Genomic DNA, 26,243 nt, shown 5'->3' with positions numbered 1-26,243 from the left:
CAGGAAAGATATAGTGTAAAGCGCGGCCGCAGGGACAGCCCGAATCTTATTATCTATGTACGTGTGCAATTTGCTGGCTTATCAAACTAATATCATGTTCATTATAGCTTGCCTCCCCAATAATTTTTAACACACCGTTCTTTTGGCTTGCCAAATAACCTTTGAACAACCCTTTTTCTGTTATCATGAAACAAGGCCCTTTTTCACCTGGCATTTTCTTTATATCCAACTGCAAGTCGGCCTGTCCTGTAGATAATATACATTGTATTTGAAACCTATCCATAACCATAAATTTATTCCATAACCGGATTAGCCAAAATCGGAAGTTTAGCAAACTTTAAAACCTCGATACTCGCAAAGCCAAATTCCTGCACTACTTTACCAAACATTAAGTAGCAACCTGCTCCCCTGAAGGGATAAGCAGGAGTTGAATTTGGAAAATGTACGGTGTCAAAAAAATTGCCTTCGGCATCTAAAAAAGTTCCAAACCACATATTCTTACCGGTTTTAGTATGGACAGTTTTTTCGCAAACATAAAGGCCTACCATTCTGACCATCTGCCCGATGTGATTAATCAAATCGTTTGCAGATAATTCGCCCCGGTAATCAGTTTCCAGCAGATCGAACATGGATATACTTAATGAAAAGCCTAAAATTTCGAGTTCGTGGTAAGCATTTTCCAGATCAGTATTCACCAATACCGGCAGGCTATAATTTTTAGCTTCCAGTTTAAACAACTCGTTGTCATTGGTTACTTTGACTTTGGCACCCATGAGCAGATGAACCTCCCAAAGCAATTCCTTTTTATTTTTGCCTGTAAAACGCAGTGCACCTACCCGTATCAATATAATAGCCTGCTCCAATCCTAAACCTGTTCTTTTAACCAAGTCTTCCAAACTTAGATAAAGGCCATTTTCTTGCCGTTCCTCGGGTATTGATGTAATAAAATTATCAGTTAACCCATGAACACCGACGAAGCCCAAATAAACATCACTGCCAATGATATTAACAATACCATCGCTACGGTTTACACACGGTAAATGCACGTTTGCGCCCGATTTTTGAAGTTCATGAACATACAGCGCACGATTATAAAATCCTCCGTAATTATTCAAAACGGCTACCATAAATTCTTTGGGGTAGTAAGTTTTTAAAAACAAACTCTGATAGCTTTCTACCGCAAAACTGGCCGAGTGCGCCTTTGAAAAGCTGTAGCCGGCAAATGATGATACCTGCCGCCAAACTTCGGCTACTACATCATCGGGCCTGCCCAGTTTTTTTGCTTCTTCAAAAAAACGTTCGACCAAACGGTCAAACTCTTTTTTTGAACGATATTTTCCGCTCATTCCCCTTCTTAGAATATCTGCATCTGTACCGTCCATACCTGCGAAGTGAATACATATTTTAATCACATCCTCCTGATAAACCATTACCCCATAAGTTTCTTGCAACTGGTCTTCCATAACCGGGTGAAGATAACTGACTGTTTCAGGTGCATGATGGTATTTGATATAAGCGCCCATCATTCCCGAACTCGCTACACCGGGGCGGATAATTGAACTGGCCGCAACCAACACGAGGTAATTGTCGCAATTGAGTTTTCTGATCAACTGGCGCATGGCAGGTGATTCGATATAAAAGCAGCCGATGGTATTACCGGTTCGTAGTTGTGCATTAACTACCGGGTCTTTCATAAAAAGCTTGACCTGGTGAATATCAATTTTACGTTGTTGGTTTTCTTCAACTAATTTGACTGCCATTTTAATATGCCCGATACCCCGCTGGCTTAAAATATCATATTTATCAAAGCCTATTTTCTCCGCTTCGTACATATCCCACTGAACCGTAGCCATACCTTTAGGTGGCAGGTCAAGCGCGGTGTAATAGGTTATCGGATCTTCCGAAATCAGCACCCCTCCGGCATGAATAGAACGTTGATTAGGCATATTTGCCATGCGTTCATAAATAGCTGTAATTTTTTTAAAGGTGGCATTGTTACGGTTAACCGCTGCCCGTGTCTGATCGGTAAAACCGTCGATCTCCGATTTAGGCAAACCCATAACCTTACCAATTTCCCGTATAATACTCCGATCTTTAAAAGTTGACATCGTACCTAATAAAGCAGTATGTTGACTTCCGTACCTTTTAAAAATATAATCCTGCACATCTTCCCGTTCATCCCAGGAATAATCAATATCAAAATCAGGGGGTGATGTACGCTGGGCGTTTAAGAAGCGTTCAAAATAAAGGTTCAATTCTATCGGGTCAACATCTGTTATTTTAAGGCAGTAAGCTACAATACTGTTTGCACCTGATCCACGGCCAACATGATAATATCCTTGTGATGATGAATAACGGATAATATCCCAGGTGATGAGAAAATAGGCACAAAAGTCCAGTTCATAAATTACTTTCAGTTCATGTTTGACTTTTTTGAGTGCTTCTTTATTACTTTTGCCATAACGGTACTCCATACCACTCATTGCCAGTTTTTCCAGTAGCTCCTTATCGTTTTTTTTATTGCCTGTAAAAGTCCTGCGGTTAAGATTTATCCGGCCTTTGGGATAATCCATGACGCAACCGTTCATCAGGTTGCGGGTATTATCTAAAATAAAAGCGTACCGTGAAAATTTGGCCTCCAGTTGTCCCGGTGGCAGGAACATATCCGTTGGGGTACATTTATCCTCCGGCTTCACCAAAGTTAGCAACGCATTGAGGTCAATCCCTCTCAAATATTCATGGAGGCGGTATTCAATTTTATCCAATACAAAAACGGGCTGTAACGCTACCAGTTTATCTTTCAGGATAGATAGGTCTTTATTAAATAGCTGGTTAAGCTGATCGAAGCGAACTCCTAAGTATTCATTTTTTTTTAATTCTGCCTGGTGTCCATAAGCATAAATAGTAAACGCATACTTAAATTCCGGTGCGATATCAGGTAACGGTTTCTTTTCCAGATTATGTTCAGTCAGAAAGTCGTTGAGTTCTTTCATACCCTCCCGATTCTGTGCTATCCCTATATAAAGCAAATGCTTATCCCTGCGAAATTCTATGCCACCGATGGGTTTAACTGCTTTTTCATCACATTCCCGCATGAACTCCATGATACCCGTGGAGTTATTAATATCTGTGAGTACCATTTGGGTAATACCACGCGCTGCGGCTTCCTCCACCAGTTTTGGTATGGGCATCGTGCCGTAGCGCAGGCTATATTGTGAATGGACGTTTAGATACATGGCTATAAATTTAGATCGATACCAGAAGCCAGTTTAATAGAATCCGGGCCGAAGCGCCTTCGTATCTTGTCCATTGCCTGGCAAAGACTGTATTGTTCTTCGGATTCACTGTACAGATCAATTTGTTCAAAGCCGCTCACGAGGTTGGACAAGCGAACGCCGACCAAACGGATCAGAATCCGTTTTTGATAGAGTTGTTTAAACAATTCCTTAGTCTTAGTAATTAATACACCGTCCAAAGCCGTGTAAGGAATACGCATTTGTTTGGTAACATCCTCAAATGTGGAATAACGAACAGTAACCGTTATACAGGCGGTCTGCTTTTTCTTTTGCCGTAGTTCAAAAGCCAGTTCCATCACCATTGAAGTTAACAGATGATTGATCGTTTCCACATCAATGCTATCCTGTTTGAAGGTACATTGTGTACCAATGGTTTTTTGTTCATGGTAAGGGATAACGGGTGATTCGTCAATCCCTTTGGCCTTTTGTAAAAGCCAAAGCCCGTTCTTGCCTAAAATACTTGTCATATATTCAGGATGGACCTGGGCAAGCGTATGAATTTTTTTAATACCCATATCGCTTAACTTGATGAAAGTTTTTTCACCTAAGCCCGGGATCTTCCGAATAGATAGGGGGTTCAAAAACGGCTGAACAATACCTTTTTCAATACTTAATTCACCATTAGGTTTACACTCGTTGGTGGCCATTTTCGAAACGGTTTTATTGACAGATAAGCCAAAAGAAATCGGCAAACCTGTTTCTTTGATCACTTTTGACCTTATTTCTTTGGCGCATTTAAGTGTACCGTAATGTTTATCCATACCGGTCATATCAATGTAGTGCTCGTCAATACTCGCTTTTTCCAGCAATGGAACTTCACCCTGAATGATCTCTGTAATTTCATGTGAAGCTTTGGAATATTCATCCATACTTCCTCTTATCCAGATACCGTGAGGGCATAAACGACGAGCCAAACGCGCAGGCATGGCCGAATGGACACCAAATTTCCGTGCTTCATAACTGCAAGATGCAACCACCCCGCGATCTGACAGGCTGCCGATAATAACCGGTTTACCCACTAAAGCAGGGTTCTTTCGTACCTCAACGGATACGAAAAAAGCATCTTGATCCATGTGAATTATCTGGCGGTCTGTATTCATTATCCGATAAACATTTGCGGGCTATAAAATTATGCTAAAAATATTAGCATTTCATAGACTGTTTACAAATAATTTTGGAGATTTGTTTTCCTGTATTGTTTATCAGTAAATTAGACTATGGAAACAGAGGCTTTTGAAATAATGGTAGATATCGATGGGATGCAGAGGCTCCAAGTGCAAGACTATGCGGACGGCGCGGACAGACCGTGTAAATTCGAGGTGTTTGATAATGGGAAACTAATGCTTTGTCTTGAACCCGATAGTGGATTATTCAAGGTATTTAGCAACCCTGACAACCTAAATGAAAAAGTTGTAGATGAAGTGATATGTGCCATAGAAGGCCATTATTTATAAGAATTCAAGTACCTAACAGCGGGAGATCAACTTGATAAAACCAGGTTAAAACTTTATTCGGAATCTTTCATACTATGGTAAATAGCCAATCCGTGTCCATGCCCCAATTCAAAATCCGCTTTTAGCCAGGCAATAACTTCTGCGGGTTTCACCATTGGTTTTAGTGTCCCATTCTCGAAATAGCCCTTAGCTATAGCCAGTTCCTTGAAGTCGGCTGGTGTTTTACCGGTTTTCTTTTTGATGGTGGCGTAGTAGGCGGTTAAATTGATCTTATTCATTGAATTGTAGTAAATGTAATGGATATATTAATATGCCATTTTTCCAGTTTGTTCATCTGTTAATTCACGCAAAAATTGCTTAAAAATTTTAATCTGCAAATGCAATTTCAAAAGCTGGCAGGTCTTCTTCTTTATACTCAAAGGGTGTCGCGGGTTCTTCCGATTCCCTGAAACTCTTGTCAACAGAACAAAATTCCATTGCCTTAGATGAATATTGCGTTGAAGCAATTTCGGTAATTCGTTCTTCACTCAAATCACCAAACATCCACTCGTAAGCCAGTTCATCATTTAAAATGGTTGGCATTCTAAGTTTGCCATTATGAATTTCCCGCATTAAACCATTAGCTGCGGTAGTAACAACAGAAACAGTTTCTACATGCTCCCCGGTTTCCTGATCTGTCCAGGCTTGCCAAATTCCGGCCATATAAAAATATTCGTGTTCTTTTAAGCTAATATAGTAAGGGTATTTAACTGCTTTTTTAACCGGCTCACCCGTTCTTTTATTCTTTGGGTAAATATCACGCCATTCGAAAAAACCTGTAGAAAGTACTAAGCAGCGGCGTTTTAACGCCGCATCACGATACATTTTTCGGGGGAAAAGCATTTCCTCAGCTTTAGCATTCATGGTGAGGTATTGCACGAATTTTTTGGTAACGGGGTCAACGTAACCCGCCCTGTTTTTTTTGACTTCTTCCCGGTTCTTCCAGTAAGGCGGTATAAATCCCCATTCCATCTGAACGATGTCGAAATTCGTTTCATCTTCAGTACGTTTTAAAACTGCAACGTTTCCATAATTAAACCCATGATGTAGTTTTACATTCAGGAAATCATATTTTTTTACCGAGCGTTCAAGGTTAAGTAACCTGATGAACTCTGCTCTCGAAACTTTTTGACCGTTGTAATAACACATACCTATTTGTTTTTTAAATACTCTGCAATTCTTGCACCAAAAAATTCAGCTTCTTTCTGGCGGCCCTGGGGGATAGATGCCCAAAATGGGCGATTACCGCCCAACGCTTCGTGAACGACCAATGCCGGTCTTCCATCTGAAAATTCAATTCTGAAAACTTCGTCACTCGCTACGATATGACTGGTTACAACCATAGTGATGTCGGATAATATAATTTCAAAAGTAGGGCTGGTTTCCATAAAAGAATAAATTTACAATTTTAATTAAAAGCTGAAACCTTAGTAGTCCTTTTTCTCCGTTTCGATTGGAAAATGGCACATTGAAAGCATCTGATCTTTAGCAATAGGTCAAGTGCAGCATTAAGGAAAGCGGAGCTTTCCCGGCGCAATGCAATCAGCGGGTAACAGGTAAAGCCCTGAATAATGCTCTTGGGCGGACTTTTAAGGATTTATAAAATAAAGCAAATGCTTTGAAGTGAAGCGAAAATACGGAGCGGATTTACCGCAATGAATTTTAAAGATTTCCAGTGATGGCTATCATAGGTCAGAGAAGACGAACAATTAGGCTAAAAGGTAATTTTATTCTGTTTAAATTAATCACGTGTAAGCGGCAAGCTAAAATAGAAAGTAGAACCGTTTCCAATTTCACTTTCAGCCCATATTTTTCCATCATGCCGCTGAATGATCTCTGCGCTTAAATATAACCCAATTCCGAAACCTGAAATGTTCCTCGTGTGATCACTTTCCACGCGATAGTAACGTTCAAATAATTTATCTATATCAGCCATCTTAATGCCCATTCCTTCATCCCGGACGCTTACCTGAGCGTTGTTATCGACGACTAAACATTTCACCTCAATTTCTTTCCCTTTAGGAGAATATTTTACAGCGTTACTGATTAAATTCGAAATCACAGAAGATATTTTGTCATGATCCGCGCTTACCATTATTGGATTACAAGGTTCAAAATGGATTTCGTGGCTGGTAACTGTTAATTCAATTTCACTGATCGTTTCTTCCAACAAATGCTCCAGATTTATTTCCTGCCTGTCAATCTGAATTTTACTGGATTCTAAACGAGAAATATTTAGAAATCCATTAATCATAGCGGTCATTTTTTTGACCTGTGTGTTTGCCTTTTCCATCGCGCTTGCGAGAAAACTATCGTCGCTGACTTTTAGCTTGGTATTCGCGAGCTGTATAATGGCTGTAAGGGACGTTAGCGGTGTTTTTAGTTCATGACTGACCATCCCAATAAAGTCATTTTTTCGGATTTCGTCCGATTTTTGCTCGGTTATGTCAACCATTGTTCCCAATATTCTCGATGGCTTATCTTCATCATCGTAGTATACCTTTCCCTCTGCCTGCACCCATCGGGTTTCATTGCCTTTTTTAACCCTCGCTTTATAAAATAACTGGCCGGTATTATAGGCTTTTTCAAAGGCTTTATCACGTACCACGAGATCGTCCGGGTGAAGGGCAGATAAATAATATTTATGGTCTGACGTATTGTCTATTCCCATAATCTCATCAAAACGTGGCGAGGTTACCACTGTGTTATTAAATAAAGTGTAATCAAATGTTCCAATTTTAGCCGCTTCAATAGCTAATCTGGCCCGTTCTTCGGCCTCTTCAACTTTTTGTCTTGCATTAACCTGTTCTGTAACTTCAATGGCAATCGCCGCTATGCCGTAAATTTTATCGTCGTTGTCTTTTAGTGCTTCGTAAACGAAATTTAGATAAACCTGTTGTAATTCGCCATTTCTGAACAACTTAACTGGTAATTCATTAGCAATAAATGGTTCACCGGTTGTATACACATTGTTTAACAACACATCAATGCCTTGTCCTTTTACTTCAGGTAAACCTTCAAAGACAGGCTTGTTAATGACCTGTTCGTAGGTTTTACCCCAAATCTCAAGCACTTTTTGGTTAACTATTTCTATCACATAGTCAGGGCCTCTAAAAACGGTCATAGCCACAGGGGCATGGCTTATTAGGTTACTTAAGTTTTCCTCGCTTCGTTTTAGTGCCAGATTACTTTCTTTAAGTTTTTGAACGTTTTTTAAATTTTCGGTTGTTTCTATAACCGTTACCAGTACGCCGCCTACAGTTTCATCGTCGTTATAAATCGGGCTGTAGGAGAAATCAAAAAAACATTCTTCCACATAACCATTCCGATCAAGCGGCAGCATAAAATTGGGGAAACCTACTGCCTTTCCCTCCATTACACCATCAAACATAGAACCGATAATATGCCATATCTCCGCAAAAGTTTCGCGGGTACTAATCCCCATCGCCTGCGGATGTTTGGACGACCCGAGTATGGGCCGGTAGCCATTGTTGTAAAGTTGAGTATATTCGTTTCCCCAGGCTATGTACATGGGAAATGGTGTTGATAGCATAATGCTGGTAGCTATCCGGAGGCTTTGAGGCCATTTAGCAACCGGGCCAATAGGTGTTTTTGACCAATCTATTGATCGGATTAACTCTCCCATTTCATCGCCACCTTTTAAGAAATGGTAATCAGCATTTGTCATTGTTGAAAATCGCTATTTAGATAGGTAAAAATAAAGCATTAGATCGAAAATCATAATTTAAAATAATAGTGGAACGTAATCATAGTTGATGAATATTATGATTGATCTGAATTTGAGTTTTTTGGGTCGGAATTTTCACACATTCATTGTCAGTGATTGCAAAGGCATACTTTTCTGCAGGATAGATATAGCGTATCGCGCGGCCACAGGGACAGCAGGTTTAAATAAACCTGCGTTGTTAATAATAAATATGCACTGATGAATTCAAACTTATATTGTTTTATTCTAAGCTGTAGTCGGGATAGTGAACCAAAAGGATGATCCTTGTCCCAAAGTACTGTAAACTCCAATTTCCCCACCATGCCTTTTGATGATTTCAGAACAAACATAAAGACCCATTCCAAGTCCAGACTGGCTGTGCTGTCCGTTGTCCACCTTTTTAAAGCGCTCAAAGATAAAAGCGATATTTTTATCGGCAATTCCTATGCCTTTATCTGTTACTGATATTTTAATAAAACTATTAATTTGCTCAACTCCGATAATTATATTTTTAGAGTTGGGAGCGAATTTTACCGCATTATTGAGTAGATTGATCATCACCTGGTCAATCTTATGCTGGTCAGCACAAATTTTCACCTTCATATCTCCGGCTTTCTCCACGGTATGTGTGCCGTTAAGCGAAATGTGGTTACAACAGCCGTCCAAGACATCTGAAAAGGAAAAAACTGTTTTATTAAGTGCAAGTTCCTCATTCGGTAAAATGGTTGTGATCAATAAATCGTCAACCAATGAGCCGAGTTTTTTAGTATGACGCTCCGCATTTTGAGCGAGTTCAATGAGCCGTTCATCTTCTATTTGTTTTTCCTTGATGATGCGATTGATTAATTGGAGCGTTGCCCGAAGGCTGGTAATCGGTGTTCTTAATTCATGGCTGGCAAGATTCGTAAATTCATCTTTTTGCTTTTGTAGATTTAATTCTAACTCTAATGATATTTCCTTTTGCTTTCGCACCGTAATATCATTCTGTATGCCAATGTAGTGAGTTACAATTCCATGATGATTTTTAATCGGCGCAATGTAAAGCTCATTATAAAACATGGTGCCGTCCTTACGGTAATTTGCCAGTTCAACATGGCATTCAGTACCTGCTGACAATGCTTCCTGCAATTTAAATCTGCCAATTTGGTCTCGATTTTCAGCCTGCAAAAAGCGGCAATTTTTTCCTAATATTTCGTCCTGACTGAAGCCGGTCATTTCTTCAAAAGCACTGTTACAAAAGATTATTGGGTTATCATTCTGCAACCAATCAGTTATTACAATACCACTAATAGATGCACTTAATGCTGCAATCAATAATTGTCCCTGACCCTCTATTCCATTTATCAATGAGGTATTTCTATCATCCATATCCATCCTGTCAAATGATTAATACAGATATATATACAACTTCAAGATTATTTTGTGATAATAAATTAATTATTAATTACAAATAATTCAGACAGGCTACTATTAGACTTTATGAGGATCGCCAAGAGGATTTTCTGCCTGTTTATATAGTGCAGCCTCGCCTTCGGTTAATTTAGCTGGTTTACCAGGACCGGGAACAGGCGTATTGGTGCCATCATTCAATGGAGTAACTTTAACTGAAATTCTTGTTCTTTTTGGTTTCGGCGCTTTCATGCAATTACAAGCGTCCAATGGAGTTATTGTTTTAGGCCATTAGTGATCTGTCGCAACTGTTTGTTTATATAGAAAAATATTCTTCCGTAAGTCAGAGTTCATCAATTTCCCAAATAGTACTGATTTTTGCTTCGCCGGAAGTATTTTTCGGCAAATCGGCATCGCGACAATTGCGGAATTGGCTAAAAGGTCGTTTACCAAAAAATAAAACATCACTATGGTGAAATTAGATACGATTTGCAGAAGAAATTGCCTAATATAAACAGCTAATAATAAACTACTGATTGTCAAAAAATTAAGGGTAAATTTGAGATCTTGCATTACCCTTCTTATAGAATTTTAATTCTTACCTCATTTAATTTCACGCTAAAATGTTTACAGCAGAACCCCACCATATTATTGCCATTGGCGCATCCGCTGGTGGAATGGATGAAATTAACTCCTTTTTCGATCATACACCGTTAGATGGTGTTTCCTATATCATCATACAACACCTATCATCTGACTTCAAAAGCCGCATGGTCGAATTACTGGCCAGGCACAGCAAGCTCGTTGTAAAAGAGGCCGAGAATGGAATGACCGTGGTTTGTAATGAGGTTTATCTGATACCGCATGATAAATTCATGACTATAAATGACGGTACGTTATATTTAACAGAAAAGAACCAGGTTAAAGGTCCGCATTTGACGATCAATACTTTCTTCAATTCCCTTGCAGCGGATTGCGGAAAAAAATCAATTGGAATTATTCTTTCAGGTTTAGGAAGCGATGGTACAGAAGGTGTCAAATCAATCAAAAAAGCGGGTGGGATGGTAATTGCCAGAAACCCGTCTACCTCTGAATTTGGCAGCATGCCTTCCAGTGCGATTTCAACAGGCTTGGTAGACTTTGTATTGGAACCGGCTTTGATGCCTGGAGCCATCGAAGACTATGTTAAAAATGCGGGCGAATTGTTGACTGATCATGAAGATGATGAGAAAAACCTAAAATTGATCATCGAGCTGATTAAAGAGAGTTTACCACTGGACTTTACGGATTATAAACAAACCACGATACTTCGGAGAACAAAACGCAGGGCTTCTTACGGTAATTTTACATCTTTAACTAATTATCTGAATTTCCTAAGAGTTACCCCGGAAGAGGTGGTCGCGCTTTCCAAAGAATTCCTGATCAGTGTAACCTCATTTTTCAGAGATAAAGGCGCATTCGAATTTATTCAAAAAGAAGTGATGCCGGAGATTTTGAAAAAACTTACGCCGGGTGACGAATTAAAGATGTGGGTTGCCGGATGCGCAACAGGCGAAGAAGTTTATTCCCTGGCTATCTTGATCGCTGAATTGCTAAAAGGCGAATACGAGGATACTGTTGTCAAAATATTTGCCACTGATATTGACGGCGCAGCCTTGATCCATGCCGGCAAGGGTATTTATGCGGCAAATATTACAAAGGACGTTACTCCTGCGCGTCTTGAAAAATATTTCATAAAGGAGGGTGAAAACTTCAGGGTGAGCCCGGTCATTCGTAAAATGGTGATCTTTGCACAACACGATCTGGTTAAAAACCCGCCATATTGTAATATGCACTTTATCAGTTGCCGCAATTTGCTCATATACATGACATCGGTGCTGCAAAAAAGGATCTTTTCCATGTTGCTTTTCGGACTAAAGATGGACGGGTACCTGTTTTTAGGTTCCAGCGAAAACCCGATGCCTATCTTAAAAAACTTGGAGGTAGTGCAAAAAAAATGGAAAATATATAAAAATCTGGAGAGTAAGCGGGGTATAAGTTTTGACGCTTTTTCATTGCCTGATCTTTTGGATATTAAAAGAACTCCCTCCCGGTTTGCGATAGAAGATATCGCTAAAAGTGTTAATCCAGTATTATCCGAAACTATGCACCTTGCCTTAGCCAGCGACCTTGATTATCTGGCTATTTGTGTTGATGAAGACAACCAGGTTGTAAACTCTTACGGCGACACCACAAAATATTTGCTTCAAAAACACTTTACTTCCAATTTAACAGAACTTTTAGCGAAACCACTTGCCATAGCATTCAATACGTTGCGCACAAGTGCATTGAAACTCAACGGAAAAGCTGAGGTTAAAGGGATAAAGATCAAACAGCAAAAAGAAGTTTTTAAGGTAAATCTGTCAGTCAGTCCTTTAGAAATTAAAGGAGATGCTAAATTGTTGATGGTGATATTTACTGAGTTTCAGGCTACCGGTCAAAAAGAAGACCTGGTATATGATGAAACTATATATCTGGATCAATATACCCAGAACCTCGAAGCGGAACTAAAGGAATTAAAAGATAAGCTGCATTCGTCTTACGAAAGACTTGATGCTTCAAACGAAAATATGCAGTCGTTCAATGAAGAACTGATCTCTGCTAATGAGGAAATGCAAAGTACCAACGAAGAAATGCAGTCTGTAAATGAAGAGTTGCATACAATTAATGCTGATTATCAATTGAAAAACAAAGAGCTATTGGATATTAATGATGACTTGAATAACTATTTCAGGAGCAATATTAACGGTCAGCTATTTATAAACAATGACCTGGAGTTAATGCGGTTCTCACCAGGCACCGTTAAACAGATCAACCTGTTGGAAACCGATATCGGAAGGCCATTGAGTAATATATCCACTAACATTAAATTTGAAACTATTGTGGATGACATTAAACAGGTATTATCTGACGGATTTGTCATTACTAAAGAAATTGAGACGAACAATGGCAAGTGGTACCAGATTATGACCATGCCTTATGTGCAACAGGCCACCAACAAAAATAATGGCGCGATCATCACCTTCAATGATATAACCGAGCTGAAACATACGCAACTGGAGATCGATAAGAAAAACAAAACGTTACAACGTATCAATTCAGATCTGGACCATTTCATCCATGCAGCGTCCCACGATCTATTAGCCCCACTCGGTAACATTGAAACCAGTATTAATATTATGAACAAAATAACTTTATCGGATGTCAAGCTAATGGAATTTTTAAAAATTATTAATACTTCGATCAAAAAATTCAGAGAATTGATTACCGACATTGCTACCATTGCTAAGGTAGAAAGCGATATGATTGCAACGGAGATGGTGGATATTGAAGAGATTATGAACAATATAGAGTGGAGTTTGGAAAATAAGATCGTTGATTCTAAAGCAGTCATCACACGAAACCTTGAAGTAAAGCAAATCCTTTTTTCAAAAAAGAATTTAAGAAGTATCGTTTACAATTTAATATCAAATGCCATCAAGTTCCGGCGTGAAGAAGCACCGGCTATTACTATTCATACCTGGAGCGAAAGTGACCATATCGTATTGTCGGTTAGAGATAATGGCAAAGGCATACCCAAAGGAGGGATTGACAAGATCTTTAACATGTATGGGCGACTAAACCAGGATGTAGAGGGACACGGTATCGGATTATATCTTGCAAAAAAAATCGTCAATGCAGCTGGCGGTAATATTATAGTTGAAAGCGAACCTGGCATTGGTTCAACTTTTATGATCTATCTGAAGGTCGAGACAGAAGATCTCGTTTTATTGCCATTTTTAAATTAATAACGGCATGATCTTAGCTTTTAATAAGTGCGAGTTATTCCGATCGACGAAACTATGAAAAACAAAATTTTAATCCTGGATGACGATGCTGATATACTTGAAATCCTAACCTTACTATTATCTGAAACAGGTTACGATGTAAAGACGTTAAATTGTGGCGATACTGTGTTTGAAGATATAAAAGATTTTCATCCGGATATCATCATTATGGACGTTATGCTTGCTGGTATGGATGGGCGAACCATTTGCAAAGACATTAAAGACAATCATTTAACCAATTCGTTACCGGTAATCTTAATTTCAGGAACCCATGATCTCGCTGAATCCATTCTTCAGCCTGGGGGCCCTGATGATTTCTTAGGCAAACCTTTTGACATCGACAACCTACTTGAGAAAATAAAGAAACAATTATCATTTCAAGAGCCCTCAAATAAATGCTTTTAAAAGCATACGATCACCATTTAATAACATTATGTATGAAACAGAATATTTTAGTTATTGAAGACAATACCGAAACCAGGGAGTGCATGTCAGAATTACTAACTTTGGAAGGTTTTAACGTAAGTACTTCAGAAGATGGCTCTTTAGCGCTAATTCAATTAGTATCTAATTTGCCTGACCTTATCATTTGTGATATACACATGCCTGTTATGGATGGCTTTGAATTCTTTAGCCATTTAAAGTCCAATCCGCGTATCCGCAATATTCCTTTTATGTTTTCTACTACAAAATCTGAACCAATGGATATACAAAAAGCAAAGGCTCTTGGCGTGGACTATTATCTGATCAAGCCGTTTGACGGCGTGGACTTACTAACAACAATTAACTCGGTGTTGAAGATTCGCCAATCCTCTGATGGTTAAGGAAATGGTGCTTTATATCTATAAGTTATGTTATACCTGTTAATCTGACGATAACATACAAAGACACTACAAGCCCCTGTATATAAAACCGAAAATATTATAACCGATGTAAACAAATCAACGCCTCTGCGAACTAAATAATAAAAAAAACAGGTCTGGTAAGGACCTGTTTTTTTTACATTAAACGCTCATCTTCGCTTTACGCGACTGCTTTTTTACAGGAGCATCCTCCTTTTGCTGCTCGCGTTGTTTTAAGTTTCTAACCGGTTTTTGTTCGACCTGTAACAATTCTTCCCTTTTAATCTTCTTCATTTGATGATCGTAAAGGTCAACTGTCTTGAATTGGGGATTAGCGGCAATAAAATACTTTTTATCACCGTCATCGCCGCCTACGGTTATTTGCTGGGCGTTACCTTTCTTCAATGAATACATTAATTCGTCTTTAGCTTTAGGGTCTTCCAATTCCTTGATACCTTTTCCGGCAATAACCTTGTCAATATCATATCCATAGTTCTCATGGTAATGCTTGATCTTTTTGTTGCCGTTTTCAGTTAGGTTCTTATCATCAAGCGTTAACCACGATTGATATTTCTGCCCTTCCAAATTGTAAAGTTGTTTGTGTACGGCCCTGCCTTCCATCAGATTAAAGGCTTCTTTGGCAGTAATTCCACTACCTTTATTAATAAAAAAGGATTGATGGACATCTTTGGCCGGATCATCCTTGTGATTTACTGTGGCATCGTATTTATTAAAAAAATACATATCCTGATTATCACCTGCCTTAAAATGAAGGGTATAATCGACAGATTTCTGATTAAACTCGTGGCTTAAGCCTAATTTAAAATCAGGCTTCTTAGCCGCCATTTCTTTGTCAAGCTGGCTGTTCAATGTGTCTCCAAAGCCTAAATTTAAAAGGCTCTTTTTTAAAAATTCTGCATTTTGAGTATTCATAACGTACTTGTTTAAAAAATGAAATAAATAGTTAATTAAAGTGTATTTGCAGCAATTGCGTTTACCGGCTGCTGCGGTGCCGGGTTTATCGTTTTTAAATCGTCCAGATCCTTTTGCTTGATTTGCAGATAAAGGTGACGGTTGCCGTTTTTCTCGTATAATTCAATATTGAGCGCCTGGTCTTCCGAAAGGGAAAAACGATGAAAGCCAAACACTTTTGCAATCTCCTGTTTATGAGCAATAGCCGTTTTTTTATGCAGTGTGGTGATTAACGGTACTATTTCCTGTTCATGAGTTGCCATTCTTGCAACAGTTTTCAAATCCCTTATATAAAACCGAACAAAATCAATTTCATAGGGCAAGTTGGATTTGTTACGAATGTCAAGCCTAAAGAAAACCCTATTACCGGCAAGTGATAGTTTGTCAACCCAGGCTTTTACTCCACCAGTTTTTTCGTGATCCACAACATCTTTACGCTTACCTGTTGCTAATTGAGTAACGACTGCGCCGTAATTATAATCGGAAGTTTTAATGACCTTAACGGTCATTGGCGTTTCGCCTCCCACCTCAATTCGTCTTCCTGCACGGCCATAAGAATATTCAACCGGGATGCGGTAAATTTTCGCAGTACTAATCTCCTGTACATTGATTTTTGTAGGCGAAAAATCCGTGTCGAGTGCTTTAATGGTAATAAGCGCATCTTCTTTCTGTGTGATATCAAAGTCAGAAGTTGATTTACTTATAATTTTGACTGCGGATTTAAAGAATAGCGCTGTCGTTTTATCACGGCTTATATAAGCGGTGTCCTGTGCAAAGGAAACTGTCCCCCAGGCACTGAAAATTAAAATAATGAATGATTTTTTCATGGCTATTTATTTAATTGTCTCTATCGTTACTGTCTTTAAGCAGCACTTCATAACCTGCTTTGACCTTAACTTTAATTTGTTTTACCTTATGATTGAAAAGCCCTTTTGCAGCTTCAACTCCTGCACTGGCTGCTTGTGTTCCAACTGATTGGTTCATTGACATCATCTGCATAGACTGAACCGCATCGCCCACGCCATTTTTTGCAGCATCACGACCAATAGATCCTGGAACATATAAACCTTCCATACCGTCCAGATCATAGACAGAAAGTGAAACTGGCAGGATATTATTGAGGTAGCGAATACTTGCGATTTTGATCTCCAGGCGTTCATTATTAAGGGCGCAAGTGCCGTAAACAAAACTTCCTTTTGGGATCATCCTGCCATTTACATAAATGCCATCTTCCAGTCTCAATTTGATGACCGCACCGCTTACCAACGTTTGATCTTCGTGTACAACGGCCTGAATAGTATTGCCAGCCGCTTGTTCACTCCCGGCGGAATGATGTTTTTTCCCTTTGCCACCATCGTAAGAAGCATATTGTACACTCATTTGGCTATTGGGATTATTATCATCGTCGTCATCTTTGGCGGCCAACACGGGATAAACGCGTTGATGGTTTTTTAGTGACTGGCTTCTTGACCTGCTATTTGCATTGCCGGGATTTTGTATATCATTGATCTGTTGCAGCATTTGTGTAAGCTGCTTCATTTCAGGATCATTACCGCCGCTATTATTGTTCATGGCTTTGGCCATCAATTGAAGCCTTTTGACATCCGCATTTGATTGTCCCGATGAACCCGTGTTATAATCCGGCGTTTGGGGCTGATTGATCTGCTGATTAATCGCCGCAAGCTTCGCCTGTATTTTCGCTTCGTTCATATCCGCAGTAGTTGGCGCGCCCGTTAAATTTGCAGTAGATCTTTTAGTAATAGAATCAGCCTGATTAGCTTTGGTAGCATTCAGGCCCATTGACCGAACGAAACTTTCGCTTACGCCGCTTCCCGACGAACTAACTGAATCCGTTTTGGCATTTTGGTAAACGTCCATTTTGTCTTGCGACTTCTGATCTTTAAACTGCGCTTGTGGTAACGTAGTATTTAATCCCTTAGTAGCTGCCGTGTCGTAAAGGGCACCACTTTGTTTTCCACCGCCCAATGCCCAAAAGCCCATTGTTATAAATGGCAGAATGAGTAACGGTATGACCATTAAGAATTTGCGCTCCTTTAGAAATTCAGGAGTTTGCTGCGGCATTTTGCCGCTTGTTAATGTAGCTTCCATGATTTACTTTTTTATGGTTAATGAATCTGTTAATTGATGTTTATTAAATTTCGGCCCCGGCAATTCGGAAGGCATCCCGATATGTGCCGAAGTGTAGTTCTGTGAAAGTTTAGGTATCGTATATAAAGAAGAAAATGCGCTTGTAATCAATATGATAGCCGATAAAATACCAATAGTTAGTAATAGGCTCTTTTTTCCGCGGGTAGAAAACTTGTTAAACCACCGGTTTAATGAACCTGATACTTGAAGCTGAATACTGATAATTTTTCCTGCGATCATTGCCGCGATCTTATCTGAAACCAAACTATTAGTCCCGGACTGTGAATCTTTTTTTAGTGCTTTCATAATTTTATCGTTGAATTGTAGTGTCCCTGTTCGCCAATGTTTCCCAATGAAGTATCAAAAATCCGTGGGGGTTATTGTCTGACCTGGCAACATTGCGTAAATAACCTTGCGTGATCAGGCTTCGGTTTGCTGTTGATGTTGAGCGTATCAGCTTTTGAGTTGCAAAACATTTAAAATAGTAGGGATATTGGTTGATGTCCAGTTGTATGCTGTCAACCGTGATCTGTTGACTTATATTACCGGAGATCAAATTATTGTAGTAACTCTTTTCTTTGAGGTCGTTGTACTGGTTCTTAGCACTTTCATCAGCGAGGTAAAGTGCTTTGCCAATATTGGCATCGATCACTTTTTCATCAGGATCAAGCGTAAAAAAATAGTGATGGAACATGCGGATATGATCCCTTGCCTCAACCGGAATATTATCCTTTCGGTCTGCGGCAAATGCTTCCAATGCCTTACCATTGGCAAGGATATAAACATGATTACCAGCGATGTTTGCCGCCTGGTAACTTTTAAAAAGTGCGAAGCAGGAAATTAGCGTACATGCTGCGATGAGCAGGTAGCTAAACAGCTTAATATGCTTAAAAGCTGTGTCGATATTTTTGAGTTGTGAAAACATATATCAAATTTTAAAGGTGAATGATTAAACTTTTTGGGGACTGATCTTGGAGGCCTGCTGGCTATTAGCACTTTGGCCTTTATCCTGGAAATAAGGATTGGATACTGCATTTGCTGCCACACTTTGGCTTGTATTGGATCGCTGGTTACCAAAAGCATCAGCAGCCATGCTGCCGCCTGAACTCGCCGCTCCTGTGACGGACTGACTTGTACTGCTAACTATGCTATTTACCTTTTGCAATAAACCATTGCCACCACCTGCGTTAACGATGTAATTGGCTACGCTTGGTACAGTGAAATAGCCGATAATTCCTATAATTAAGAAAATGAGGTAAGCCGTATCGGTGGAACTGAAAAACGTATCGCCCGCGCTTTGAACCTGAGCAATATCCAGTTTCAGCATATTCTCCTGAACTTTTCCGATAATGGCACCGAAGATATTTGCAACCGGCAGCCAAAGGAATACATTGATATATTTAGCCAACCAGACCGTTAGGGTGTGCTGAAACCCATCGAAAACCGCCAATCCAAAAACTATTGGCCCCAAAATGGCAAGGATGATTAAATAGAAGGTACGAATGGTATTTATACATAAAGCTGCCGCTTCATATAATATCTGTAATATTTCAGACATCCATTCTTTAATGGTGTTCCTGAAATTATATGAAGCTTTGGACATAGCGAATTTCATATCGTTACCCACGCTGGCAAGCATTCCTTCACCGCTACCGTCTTTGTCTTCTGGATGAGTATATTTATACCATTTGTCCCGGTCGCCATCCCCATCAGCACCAACATACATTTGCCAGGTGTCGGTTTTCTCAACTGCTGCTTCCTTCGCTTTTAATAATTTTGCAATAGCGGCATCAGAGTTTTGCACCATTCCACCAGTCGCACTTACCGTAGGTGACATAATCCCATTAATAATTGCTATTACTGTAGGGAATAAAAGGATAGCTAAACCTAAAGCAAACGGACGCATTAACGGATAAAAGTCTATTGGTTCCGCATTGGCAATTTGTCGCCAAACACGGCTGCCGATATAAAAAAGTGCACCAAAACCAGCTATCGCCCGACCTACTCCAATCAACTGGCTGCACATTGGAAGCATATCATTGTAAACTCCGTTCAACGTACCCTGTAAACCCTGGATATCAGTTGCAAGTCCGTCTGCCCTGGAAAATAAAGGAAAAGCTATCCCCGTTACCGCAAGAATTGCGGTTAAATAAATCTTCTTTTTCATAATTTTTGAATTAGTTATTTATACCATAAAGCTGTTTCAGGGTTTGGGTGTCGCCTTTTTCTTTAGTTCGCTGAAGGCTGAGAATTACCCCTTGCCGGTTGAAATGCCGGAGAAATTGAAGCTTATCGGAACTGCTTGCGTAAATACGGTCTATCGCTCTCATGCGCTCATCATCAGACATTCTCAGTTTACCCGCAGTAAGCACGTTTGTTAATTCGTCGAGATTTTGCAGGCTTTGTGTTACTAACTGTGTGTAGACCCTACTCATATAGGTTATTTCACTTACACTGAAAGTGCCGCTTTGCCTGAACTGCTTGTAAGAACTTTTATACTCGCTGATCAAGCTGGCCTGTTGTGTTATTATTTCGGCAATTCGCCCGTAGTTCCTTACAGTTGGGCTGATTGCTAATAAACCATTTAGATAAACGCTATGCAGGTCAAAGTTTCCTTTTGATAACTGTGATATGCTGCCATATCCCTGGGAATATATCTGATAACCGGTTTTCATATCGGTTAGGATTCCCTTCAATTGGGTCAGCTTTTCAATATCTAAAATTAATTGCTGCATTTCCTGCGCCTGGGCCTTGCTCTTTTTTGAAATTCCAAGACAGCCGAAAATCACCAGCATAGTCATGATATATTTGAAATTCTTTTTCATAACGCTATTATTGAATACCGTAAATTTTCTTTGCCGCCATAACATTATTGTTTTCCTGCACCCTTTGGACAGCATAAACCTTGACCTGATCGCCAAACGATGAAGCAAAGCGGTAATTATCCTGCATTGCCTTGTGTATTACGCCAATGTGTTTTAGTCTTTCTTCATCACTCATTTGCAGTTTATTATCGGTAACTACATTTTGTAATTCGGTTATTAGCTCGTTGCAATCTTTAAACAATGCTGATTTCACCTGTACGATATATTTTTTTTCACTTTCGTTCAGATTCGCGGTTTTGTCCAGGCTGCCCATTCGGATTAGAATATCTTTTTGCCATTGGATGATATCGCTAACCTGTTTATTGTTCTTCACTACAGGACTGACATTTTTTAAGTTATTGTAGTAGGTAATATGTAAACCGTTTTCTGAAGTCAATGAGCCACCAATAGAACTCAAACCATTGTGCGCGATATTATTTGCTTGTTTATAATAGGTTGCATAAACCTGCAGAGCGGCAATTTGCTGTAACAGATACTTTTTCTGCGTGTTTTTCTGATCGAACCATTCAGCAAATGTTTGCGCTTTTACCTTTGTAGCAAATGCTGACGCTGTTAAGGTCATTAAAGCAAATGCCAGTAATTTTTTACTTTTCCGACGGATCTCATCCGCCTGAATTTTTAAGCGGTCAATTGATTCCATAAAGTTTTTTAATTGATTGCGTATCATTTAACTCCTTACTTCGTTGCAGGCTCAATTGGATGCCCTGATTATTGAACTGGTGCAGATCATTATAATTTTCATCAAGGTGATCACTGGCTTTATTTATTAATTCCAGCCTCTGTTCATCAGTCATTTGTGTTTTGGTGGGACTAACAACAAGCATGATCTCATCTAAATTTTTAACACTGGCATCTAAAATCCCTGAATAGACCTGTTGCATATAACTTAATTCCTGCGGGTTGAAATGGCTATCTTGTCGGAACAAACCCCAGGCTTGTTTATATTCACTAACCAAAGCGGCTTGTTTTAGGGTAATATCTTTGATTCGCTGATAGTTCGCGATTACTGATTTTATCTTCCCTAATTCCGAGTAGTAGTTACTATAGAGTTGTTTTTGCTGTTCTGTCCAACCTGAAATTTCGGTCAATTTTGTTTTTGACATTTGGTTTTCAATCACCTTTTGAGCGTTTTGAAGCCAAATCGTTTTGTTCTGCATACGCTGAACTTTCAGGTCAATTGCCTTTATTACCTTGGTTACGGTCAGCTTGATAACTTCGCCAATTACAAACTGGGCATTAGCCGATTTTGCAGGTGTCAAAAGAGCTGTAGTTAAGGTAAGTAATACCAATAATTGCTTAATTTTTTTCATAAAGCCTCCCATTCTGGTCAAATTGATCAGTTAAATTATATCAAGAAATCAGGATTGTTATTTTACTTTTTGATATTCAGTATCACCGAATTTTAAACTTTGTTTTTCGGGTAATACGGAAATTTGTTTACCCAATTCGGTTTCTTGCAATAAATGCTTATCTGTGTCGTATGATGATACCCATTTCGCAACTTTAAATTCTTTGGGAAGTGTTTTACCATCTCTAACTTTATTAAAGCCAGTTTTTCTTTCGACGTTATAGGTTTGCGAATTTCCTTCCAATGCTATAACTAATGTATCAGATGTGATACTGTATTCATTTTTAAATTGAGTTACATAGGTGCCTGAGATATCACTTTTATTACTGGCAGGGCTGCAACCGAATAACACGGTTATAGTTAAAGCGATTAAAATGATGGATACTTTCATAATAGTTGTATTTAAGTTATGCTGCTTGTTCTAATTCTTCCCTTACAATTGCGGCTATGCCCAATTGCATACTGCCGTACTTTTTCGCATAGGCATGTACTTTTGCTTTCTCCGATGATTCAGTCGTATAAGTCCAATACTCTTCCCGGCTAACTTCGGTACGATAAACCTTAGATAGCTGACCATTAAGGCTGATAAAAACCTCCTTGTACTTAAAGTCTTCATCATTGTTCCTGTTCATGCTCATAATCAAGGCTGTTTCTTTATCAGTAATACCTAATAAAGCTTGAATTTTTGGAAAGTCATTTTGATATTTACGCTGGTCAAGTAATATCTTGCAATCACTATTATTGATGATTGCTTGCTTTACTACGGGCGAACTGATTATATCTTCAATATCCTGGGTAACCACCAAAGCCTCGCCAAAATATTTACGGACTGTTTTGAACAGATACTTGATATATTCCGCCATCCCTTCCCGCGCAATAGCTTTCCAAGCTTCTTCAATCAGTATCATTTTACGGGTTTCCATACTTAGTTTGCGCATTTTGGAAACAAATGTTTCCATGATAATTAAGGTTACGACCGGAAATAATATTGGGTGATCTTTGATATTGTCCAACTCAAAGACAATAAAGCGCTTCTGCAATAAGTCAAGATTTTCTTTTGCATTCAGCAGGTAGGAATATTCACCGCCTTTGTAGTATGGTTTCAATACAAATAGCATGTTATCAATATCAAAACGAATATCCTTCACTTTTGATTGCTTCATTGTTTCATAAAATTCTGTCGATAGAAATTCATAAAAGCTATCGAAGCAAGGAAATATCTCGGTTTGGATCTTTAATTTCTCGTAGTAATGATATAAAGCATCAGAGATCGCGACATATTCAGAACGTTGCACACCCTCATCCTCCTTCTTCCATAATGCTAATATCATAGCCTTTATACTCTCTCGCTTTTCCGTGTCAAGATATTCACCTTCAGGAACATAAAAAGGATTAAAGCTGATCGGTTTGTCTTCTTTATAAGTAAAGTAATAACCGCCTACAAATTCACATAAACCCTGATAACTGTGTCCGACATCAACAATAACCACATGGGAACCCTGTTCAAAGTAGCTGCGCAACATATGATTGGTAAAGAAAGATTTACCGCTGCCGGATGGACCTAAAATAAATTTGTTCCGGTTGGTCGTAATACCTTTTTTCATTGGATCATCGCTGATATCAACGTGTATCGGCTTTCCTGATAAACGGTCACCCAGGCGAATACCGCAAGGACTTATGCTTGACTGATAATTCGTTTCGAGATTTAAAAAGCAGGTGGCCTGCTCGACGAAAGTATCAAACGTATCGTTCATCGGAAAGCTGGCTTCGTTGCCGGGTAATCCTGACCACCATATTTGTGCTGCGCCGTCGGTTTCCTGTTTCGGCTGTGCATCCATCTGGGCTAATGATGAGCTGACCTTGTTTTTGAGATCTTTTAAATTAGAAGTATCGTCCGTCCATGCCAAAATATTAAAATGCGCTTTAACGGGTAGCCGTTGCTGACTGATCGCTTCATTTAAAAAATCATGTGTAGCATCCCGGCCAATAGCATTTTCGCGGGAATAAGCTGAAAGGGATTGTAGCCTTAGTTTCTTCGCTTCCAGTTTCTTTATCGTCTGTTTACTGTCCCCAATAAAAATGTACTGATTATATAAATGATTACATTTTAACAAAGTACCTATTGGCGTGGCAAAGCCGGTGCTGAATTTTGTTTTATCTGTGCTATACTTATCATAAGTAATGCGTGGCCCGCAAAGTGCCGGAAGGTCTTCCACATCGCTAAGGGTATAAAGCTGACAATGGCTGTCACCAATCCTGATCTCGTCCTCGATATGAATATCCTTTAGCACAGGGGATTGATCCTTATTTAAAAGGAAGCAATATTGTTCTAAAATACCCGGATTTTGAAGAGTACCAGTTAATTCGTCGTCGGTTAATCTTTTCAAGGAAATTAATCCGCTATCCTCCAACACCCGAACAAACTGCCCTGCACTATCCAAAAAATCACGAAATAATTCATCACAAGTTGTTTGCACAGGCACGATTCTTTTACGCATTAACAGGCTGGTGGCACTGGAATACTGCTTGAATTTATCCGGCTTCTTGGTTAAATAGATATGGCAATGGTGGTGCATATAAGCACGCTCATTAAAATACCTTTCACTTGAATGTGATAGAAAAGTTTTAACGCTGCCCTGGTTGTTTTTAGCAAACACAGCTTCGTACTGCTCGTTTATAAACCAATCCTGTTTATGAAACACGCTATTCTTGGGTAATAACCGCAATGCTTTAATTAAAACCTCATGGAAAGCCAGGTACTCGTCATTGGACAAAGTGAATATTTCAGGCAGGTTAACTTTGAAGCCAATGGTCAAATCACCTTGCGCAGAGATCATACATTGATGCTCTACCTTGTAAACAGGAAATACCTGTTCTGCTTTGCTATGTGATACCATGTCTATTTTTTTAAGTTTAAAAAGACCTTTCGGGTCGTGAATTTTAGATGATTCGGGATGTAGTGTTTAGCAGCCTTTTTCATCAGGCCATGTTCGCCGTATTTATGGCTTAATTTGAATACCTGATAAAACAAGGCACTTCCTAAAGCGGCAATGATCATGATACAATAGTGAACAGGAACGCCAAGCAAATAAATTATGGCGAAGCCTATTAACAAAGCGACAAGCCCGCCTGCCAAATAGCCTATGTATTGAGCTTTTAAACCTTTAAACTCGATTGGCTTATTAATGCCTTTATTAATTTGATATAATGCCATAACCTTAGTTTTAAACTCCGAAAAATGATTTCAAGACAGTTGCAACAACAACAAGGAAAATACAGCTACCAAACCAACTGGATGCTACTTTGCCTGTATCATGTTCGCCATCGTTCCATTTTTTGAAAACTTTAATTGCTCCTACAAGGCCCATTATTGCCCCGATAGCATACATTAAGCTTGTACCCGTTGAGAAATAGCTTTTAACCTGTGTTGTAGCTTGTGTTATTCCCGCATTGCCATCTTGTGCATATAGCGACAGACTAATTAAAATTAGCGTTATCGTCGCCAGTACATGCCTGACAAAACTTACCGCGACTACACGGCTTTCGAATTTTTGAACTTTCATAATGAATAATTTTAAGTGTTAAAAAATTTATGCCCAGGTTCCTTGCAGGTCGGTTAAAGTCAAAGGGAACATGAGCCGTTCTTTGGAAATTTCGATGATCCTGTTTAGCGTGGCTGGTAGATCAATTTCGTCCTGAAACCTTATGTAAGAATTTATTAAAATCTTTAGCAGCGTTATAAATTCAGGTTTATTGTCGATTTCATGAAAAGCCCTAATAAGATTCCCTGCTTCAACTTCTAATTCTTCGGAAGGAGAATAGATTACCGTTGTGTTTGGAATTGCGCTCACATTCGCTGTGGCGTTAGGTTCAACCTCATCAGGTAATGAATCTGTAAAATGCAACTCTTCGGATTTTGTTAAAGAAACGCCAACATCCAATTTCGCCGCGCCCATTACATTTGCCGTTGCTACCGAAGCATTTGGAAATAAATTAGCATTGTTCTGTTTGCGGTTAAACAGGTTTGAGATTTCTTGTTGGTAATAGCGGAGTATCACATAACCGTAATAAGAAACGGATAGGATAACGATGGCTGCCAGATAGTGCTGCCAGGAAATAGAAGACAACATATTGCTTTACTTTAATCCTCGCCACTCCATGCGGCGATTCTGAAAGCAAAGGTTGGAGTAGTAGAAATTATTTTTTCACCACCTGTACATGAGTTAGGTGTTTTTTATTTAATTAAGCCAGTAACTGCCTGATAGATAATTTATTAT

At 39.2% G+C, this 26,243-nt stretch carries 26 protein-coding genes; 4 read left to right on the top strand and 22 right to left on the bottom strand.

The window, feature by feature from the left end; genetic code table 11:
• Nucleotides 1–293 precede the first annotated feature (293 nt).
• The gene (gene dnaE, locus ABIN91_RS14830; RefSeq protein WP_348052003.1) at nt 294–3,236 is read right to left on the bottom strand and encodes a DNA polymerase III subunit alpha; all 2,943 of its coding nucleotides are present in this window, start codon (nt 3,234–3,236) and stop codon (nt 294–296) included.
• 2 nt (nt 3,237–3,238) lie between these two features.
• Nucleotides 3,239–4,396 carry a DNA polymerase IV gene (gene dinB, locus ABIN91_RS14825; RefSeq protein ID WP_128534675.1) on the bottom strand — a complete coding sequence of 386 codons (1,158 nt, stop codon included), beginning with the start codon at nt 4,394–4,396 and terminating at the stop codon, nt 3,239–3,241.
• 117 nt (nt 4,397–4,513) lie between these two features.
• Here dinB and ABIN91_RS14820 point away from each other — a divergent pair, with 117 nt between their 5' ends.
• On the top strand, nt 4,514–4,750 hold the full coding sequence (locus tag ABIN91_RS14820) for a hypothetical protein (protein ID WP_348052002.1): 237 nt from the start codon (nt 4,514–4,516) through the stop codon (nt 4,748–4,750).
• 53 nt (nt 4,751–4,803) lie between these two features.
• Here ABIN91_RS14820 and ABIN91_RS14815 read toward each other — a convergent pair whose 3' ends face one another.
• From ABIN91_RS14815 to ABIN91_RS14790, 6 genes are all read right to left on the bottom strand, one after another.
• A complete protein-coding gene (locus ABIN91_RS14815) occupies nt 4,804–5,028 on the bottom strand; it encodes a DUF4287 domain-containing protein (RefSeq protein WP_348052001.1) in 225 nt (74 codons plus the stop codon).
• A gap of 88 nt (nt 5,029–5,116) precedes the next feature.
• On the bottom strand, nt 5,117–5,938 hold the full coding sequence (locus ABIN91_RS14810; protein ID WP_348052000.1) for an SOS response-associated peptidase family protein: 822 nt from the start codon (nt 5,936–5,938) through the stop codon (nt 5,117–5,119).
• A gap of 2 nt (nt 5,939–5,940) precedes the next feature.
• Nucleotides 5,941–6,177, bottom strand: a complete 237-nt coding sequence (locus tag ABIN91_RS14805) for a hypothetical protein (RefSeq protein WP_348051999.1) — start codon at nt 6,175–6,177, stop codon at nt 5,941–5,943.
• Nucleotides 6,178–6,530: 353 nt separating this feature from the next.
• On the bottom strand, nt 6,531–8,477 hold the full coding sequence (locus tag ABIN91_RS14800) for an ATP-binding protein (RefSeq protein WP_348051998.1): 1,947 nt from the start codon (nt 8,475–8,477) through the stop codon (nt 6,531–6,533).
• 285 nt (nt 8,478–8,762) lie between these two features.
• The gene (locus ABIN91_RS14795) at nt 8,763–9,890 is read right to left on the bottom strand and encodes an ATP-binding protein (protein WP_348051997.1); all 1,128 of its coding nucleotides are present in this window, start codon (nt 9,888–9,890) and stop codon (nt 8,763–8,765) included.
• Nucleotides 9,891–9,986: 96 nt separating this feature from the next.
• Nucleotides 9,987–10,157, bottom strand: coding sequence for a hypothetical protein (locus tag ABIN91_RS14790; protein WP_348051996.1), 171 nt, complete (start codon nt 10,155–10,157; stop codon nt 9,987–9,989).
• Nucleotides 10,158–10,528: 371 nt separating this feature from the next.
• On the opposite strand from ABIN91_RS14790, the gene ABIN91_RS14785 reads away from it, so the two are divergent.
• The 3 genes from ABIN91_RS14785 to ABIN91_RS14775 are packed head-to-tail and all read left to right on the top strand — an operon-like array spanning nt 10,529 to nt 14,595.
• Nucleotides 10,529–13,732, top strand: a complete 3,204-nt coding sequence (locus ABIN91_RS14785) for a chemotaxis protein CheB (RefSeq protein ID WP_348051995.1) — start codon at nt 10,529–10,531, stop codon at nt 13,730–13,732.
• A gap of 54 nt (nt 13,733–13,786) precedes the next feature.
• Nucleotides 13,787–14,176, top strand: coding sequence for a response regulator (locus ABIN91_RS14780; protein ID WP_348051994.1), 390 nt, complete (start codon nt 13,787–13,789; stop codon nt 14,174–14,176).
• Between the two features lie 32 nt (nt 14,177–14,208).
• On the top strand, nt 14,209–14,595 hold the full coding sequence (locus ABIN91_RS14775; RefSeq protein ID WP_348051993.1) for a response regulator: 387 nt from the start codon (nt 14,209–14,211) through the stop codon (nt 14,593–14,595).
• A 180-nt stretch (nt 14,596–14,775) separates the two neighbouring features.
• On the opposite strand, the gene ABIN91_RS14770 is transcribed toward ABIN91_RS14775, so the two are convergent.
• The 14 genes from ABIN91_RS14770 to ABIN91_RS14705 are packed head-to-tail and all read right to left on the bottom strand — an operon-like array spanning nt 14,776 to nt 26,096.
• On the bottom strand, nt 14,776–15,546 hold the full coding sequence (locus ABIN91_RS14770; protein ID WP_348051992.1) for a hypothetical protein: 771 nt from the start codon (nt 15,544–15,546) through the stop codon (nt 14,776–14,778).
• 35 nt (nt 15,547–15,581) lie between these two features.
• Nucleotides 15,582–16,412, bottom strand: coding sequence for a DUF4138 domain-containing protein (locus tag ABIN91_RS14765; RefSeq protein ID WP_348051991.1), 831 nt, complete (start codon nt 16,410–16,412; stop codon nt 15,582–15,584).
• 10 nt (nt 16,413–16,422) lie between these two features.
• Complete coding sequence (traM, locus tag ABIN91_RS14760) at nt 16,423–17,694, bottom strand: conjugative transposon protein TraM (RefSeq protein ID WP_348051990.1); 1,272 nt, start codon at nt 17,692–17,694, stop codon at nt 16,423–16,425.
• Nucleotides 17,695–17,697: 3 nt separating this feature from the next.
• Complete coding sequence (locus ABIN91_RS14755; protein WP_348051989.1) at nt 17,698–18,039, bottom strand: hypothetical protein; 342 nt, start codon at nt 18,037–18,039, stop codon at nt 17,698–17,700.
• Between the two features lie 4 nt (nt 18,040–18,043).
• Entirely contained in the window at nt 18,044–18,658 is a 615-nt protein-coding gene (gene traK, locus ABIN91_RS14750; RefSeq protein WP_348051988.1) for a conjugative transposon protein TraK, read from the bottom strand.
• Nucleotides 18,659–18,682: 24 nt separating this feature from the next.
• Nucleotides 18,683–19,900 carry a conjugative transposon protein TraJ gene (gene traJ, locus ABIN91_RS14745; RefSeq protein WP_348051987.1) on the bottom strand — a complete coding sequence of 406 codons (1,218 nt, stop codon included), beginning with the start codon at nt 19,898–19,900 and terminating at the stop codon, nt 18,683–18,685.
• Between the two features lie 10 nt (nt 19,901–19,910).
• Complete coding sequence (locus tag ABIN91_RS14740; RefSeq protein ID WP_348051986.1) at nt 19,911–20,558, bottom strand: TerB family tellurite resistance protein; 648 nt, start codon at nt 20,556–20,558, stop codon at nt 19,911–19,913.
• A gap of 7 nt (nt 20,559–20,565) precedes the next feature.
• The gene (locus ABIN91_RS14735) at nt 20,566–21,258 is read right to left on the bottom strand and encodes a hypothetical protein (protein WP_348051985.1); all 693 of its coding nucleotides are present in this window, start codon (nt 21,256–21,258) and stop codon (nt 20,566–20,568) included.
• Nucleotides 21,245–21,928, bottom strand: coding sequence for a conjugal transfer protein TraI (locus ABIN91_RS14730; RefSeq protein ID WP_348051984.1), 684 nt, complete (start codon nt 21,926–21,928; stop codon nt 21,245–21,247). Before ABIN91_RS14730 ends, ABIN91_RS14735 begins: the two co-directional genes overlap by 14 nt.
• Nucleotides 21,929–21,985: 57 nt before the next feature.
• Nucleotides 21,986–22,357 carry a hypothetical protein gene (locus tag ABIN91_RS14725; RefSeq protein ID WP_348051983.1) on the bottom strand — a complete coding sequence of 124 codons (372 nt, stop codon included), beginning with the start codon at nt 22,355–22,357 and terminating at the stop codon, nt 21,986–21,988.
• A 16-nt stretch (nt 22,358–22,373) separates the two neighbouring features.
• A complete protein-coding gene (locus ABIN91_RS14720) occupies nt 22,374–24,863 on the bottom strand; it encodes a TraG family conjugative transposon ATPase (protein ID WP_348051982.1) in 2,490 nt (829 codons plus the stop codon).
• A gap of 2 nt (nt 24,864–24,865) precedes the next feature.
• A complete protein-coding gene (locus tag ABIN91_RS14715) occupies nt 24,866–25,180 on the bottom strand; it encodes a DUF4133 domain-containing protein (protein WP_348051981.1) in 315 nt (104 codons plus the stop codon).
• A gap of 10 nt (nt 25,181–25,190) precedes the next feature.
• Nucleotides 25,191–25,529, bottom strand: a complete 339-nt coding sequence (locus ABIN91_RS14710) for a DUF4134 domain-containing protein (RefSeq protein WP_348051980.1) — start codon at nt 25,527–25,529, stop codon at nt 25,191–25,193.
• A gap of 27 nt (nt 25,530–25,556) precedes the next feature.
• Entirely contained in the window at nt 25,557–26,096 is a 540-nt protein-coding gene (locus ABIN91_RS14705; RefSeq protein ID WP_348051979.1) for a hypothetical protein, read from the bottom strand.
• Nucleotides 26,097–26,243 lie beyond the last annotated feature (147 nt).

It is taken from the genome of Mucilaginibacter sp. (genome assembly GCF_039921305.1).
In the GTDB taxonomy this organism is placed as follows: Bacteria; Bacteroidota; Bacteroidia; order Sphingobacteriales; family Sphingobacteriaceae; genus Mucilaginibacter.
Note: the sequence above shows the minus strand (reverse complement) of the source record. Positions and strands in the feature narration are given on the sequence as shown.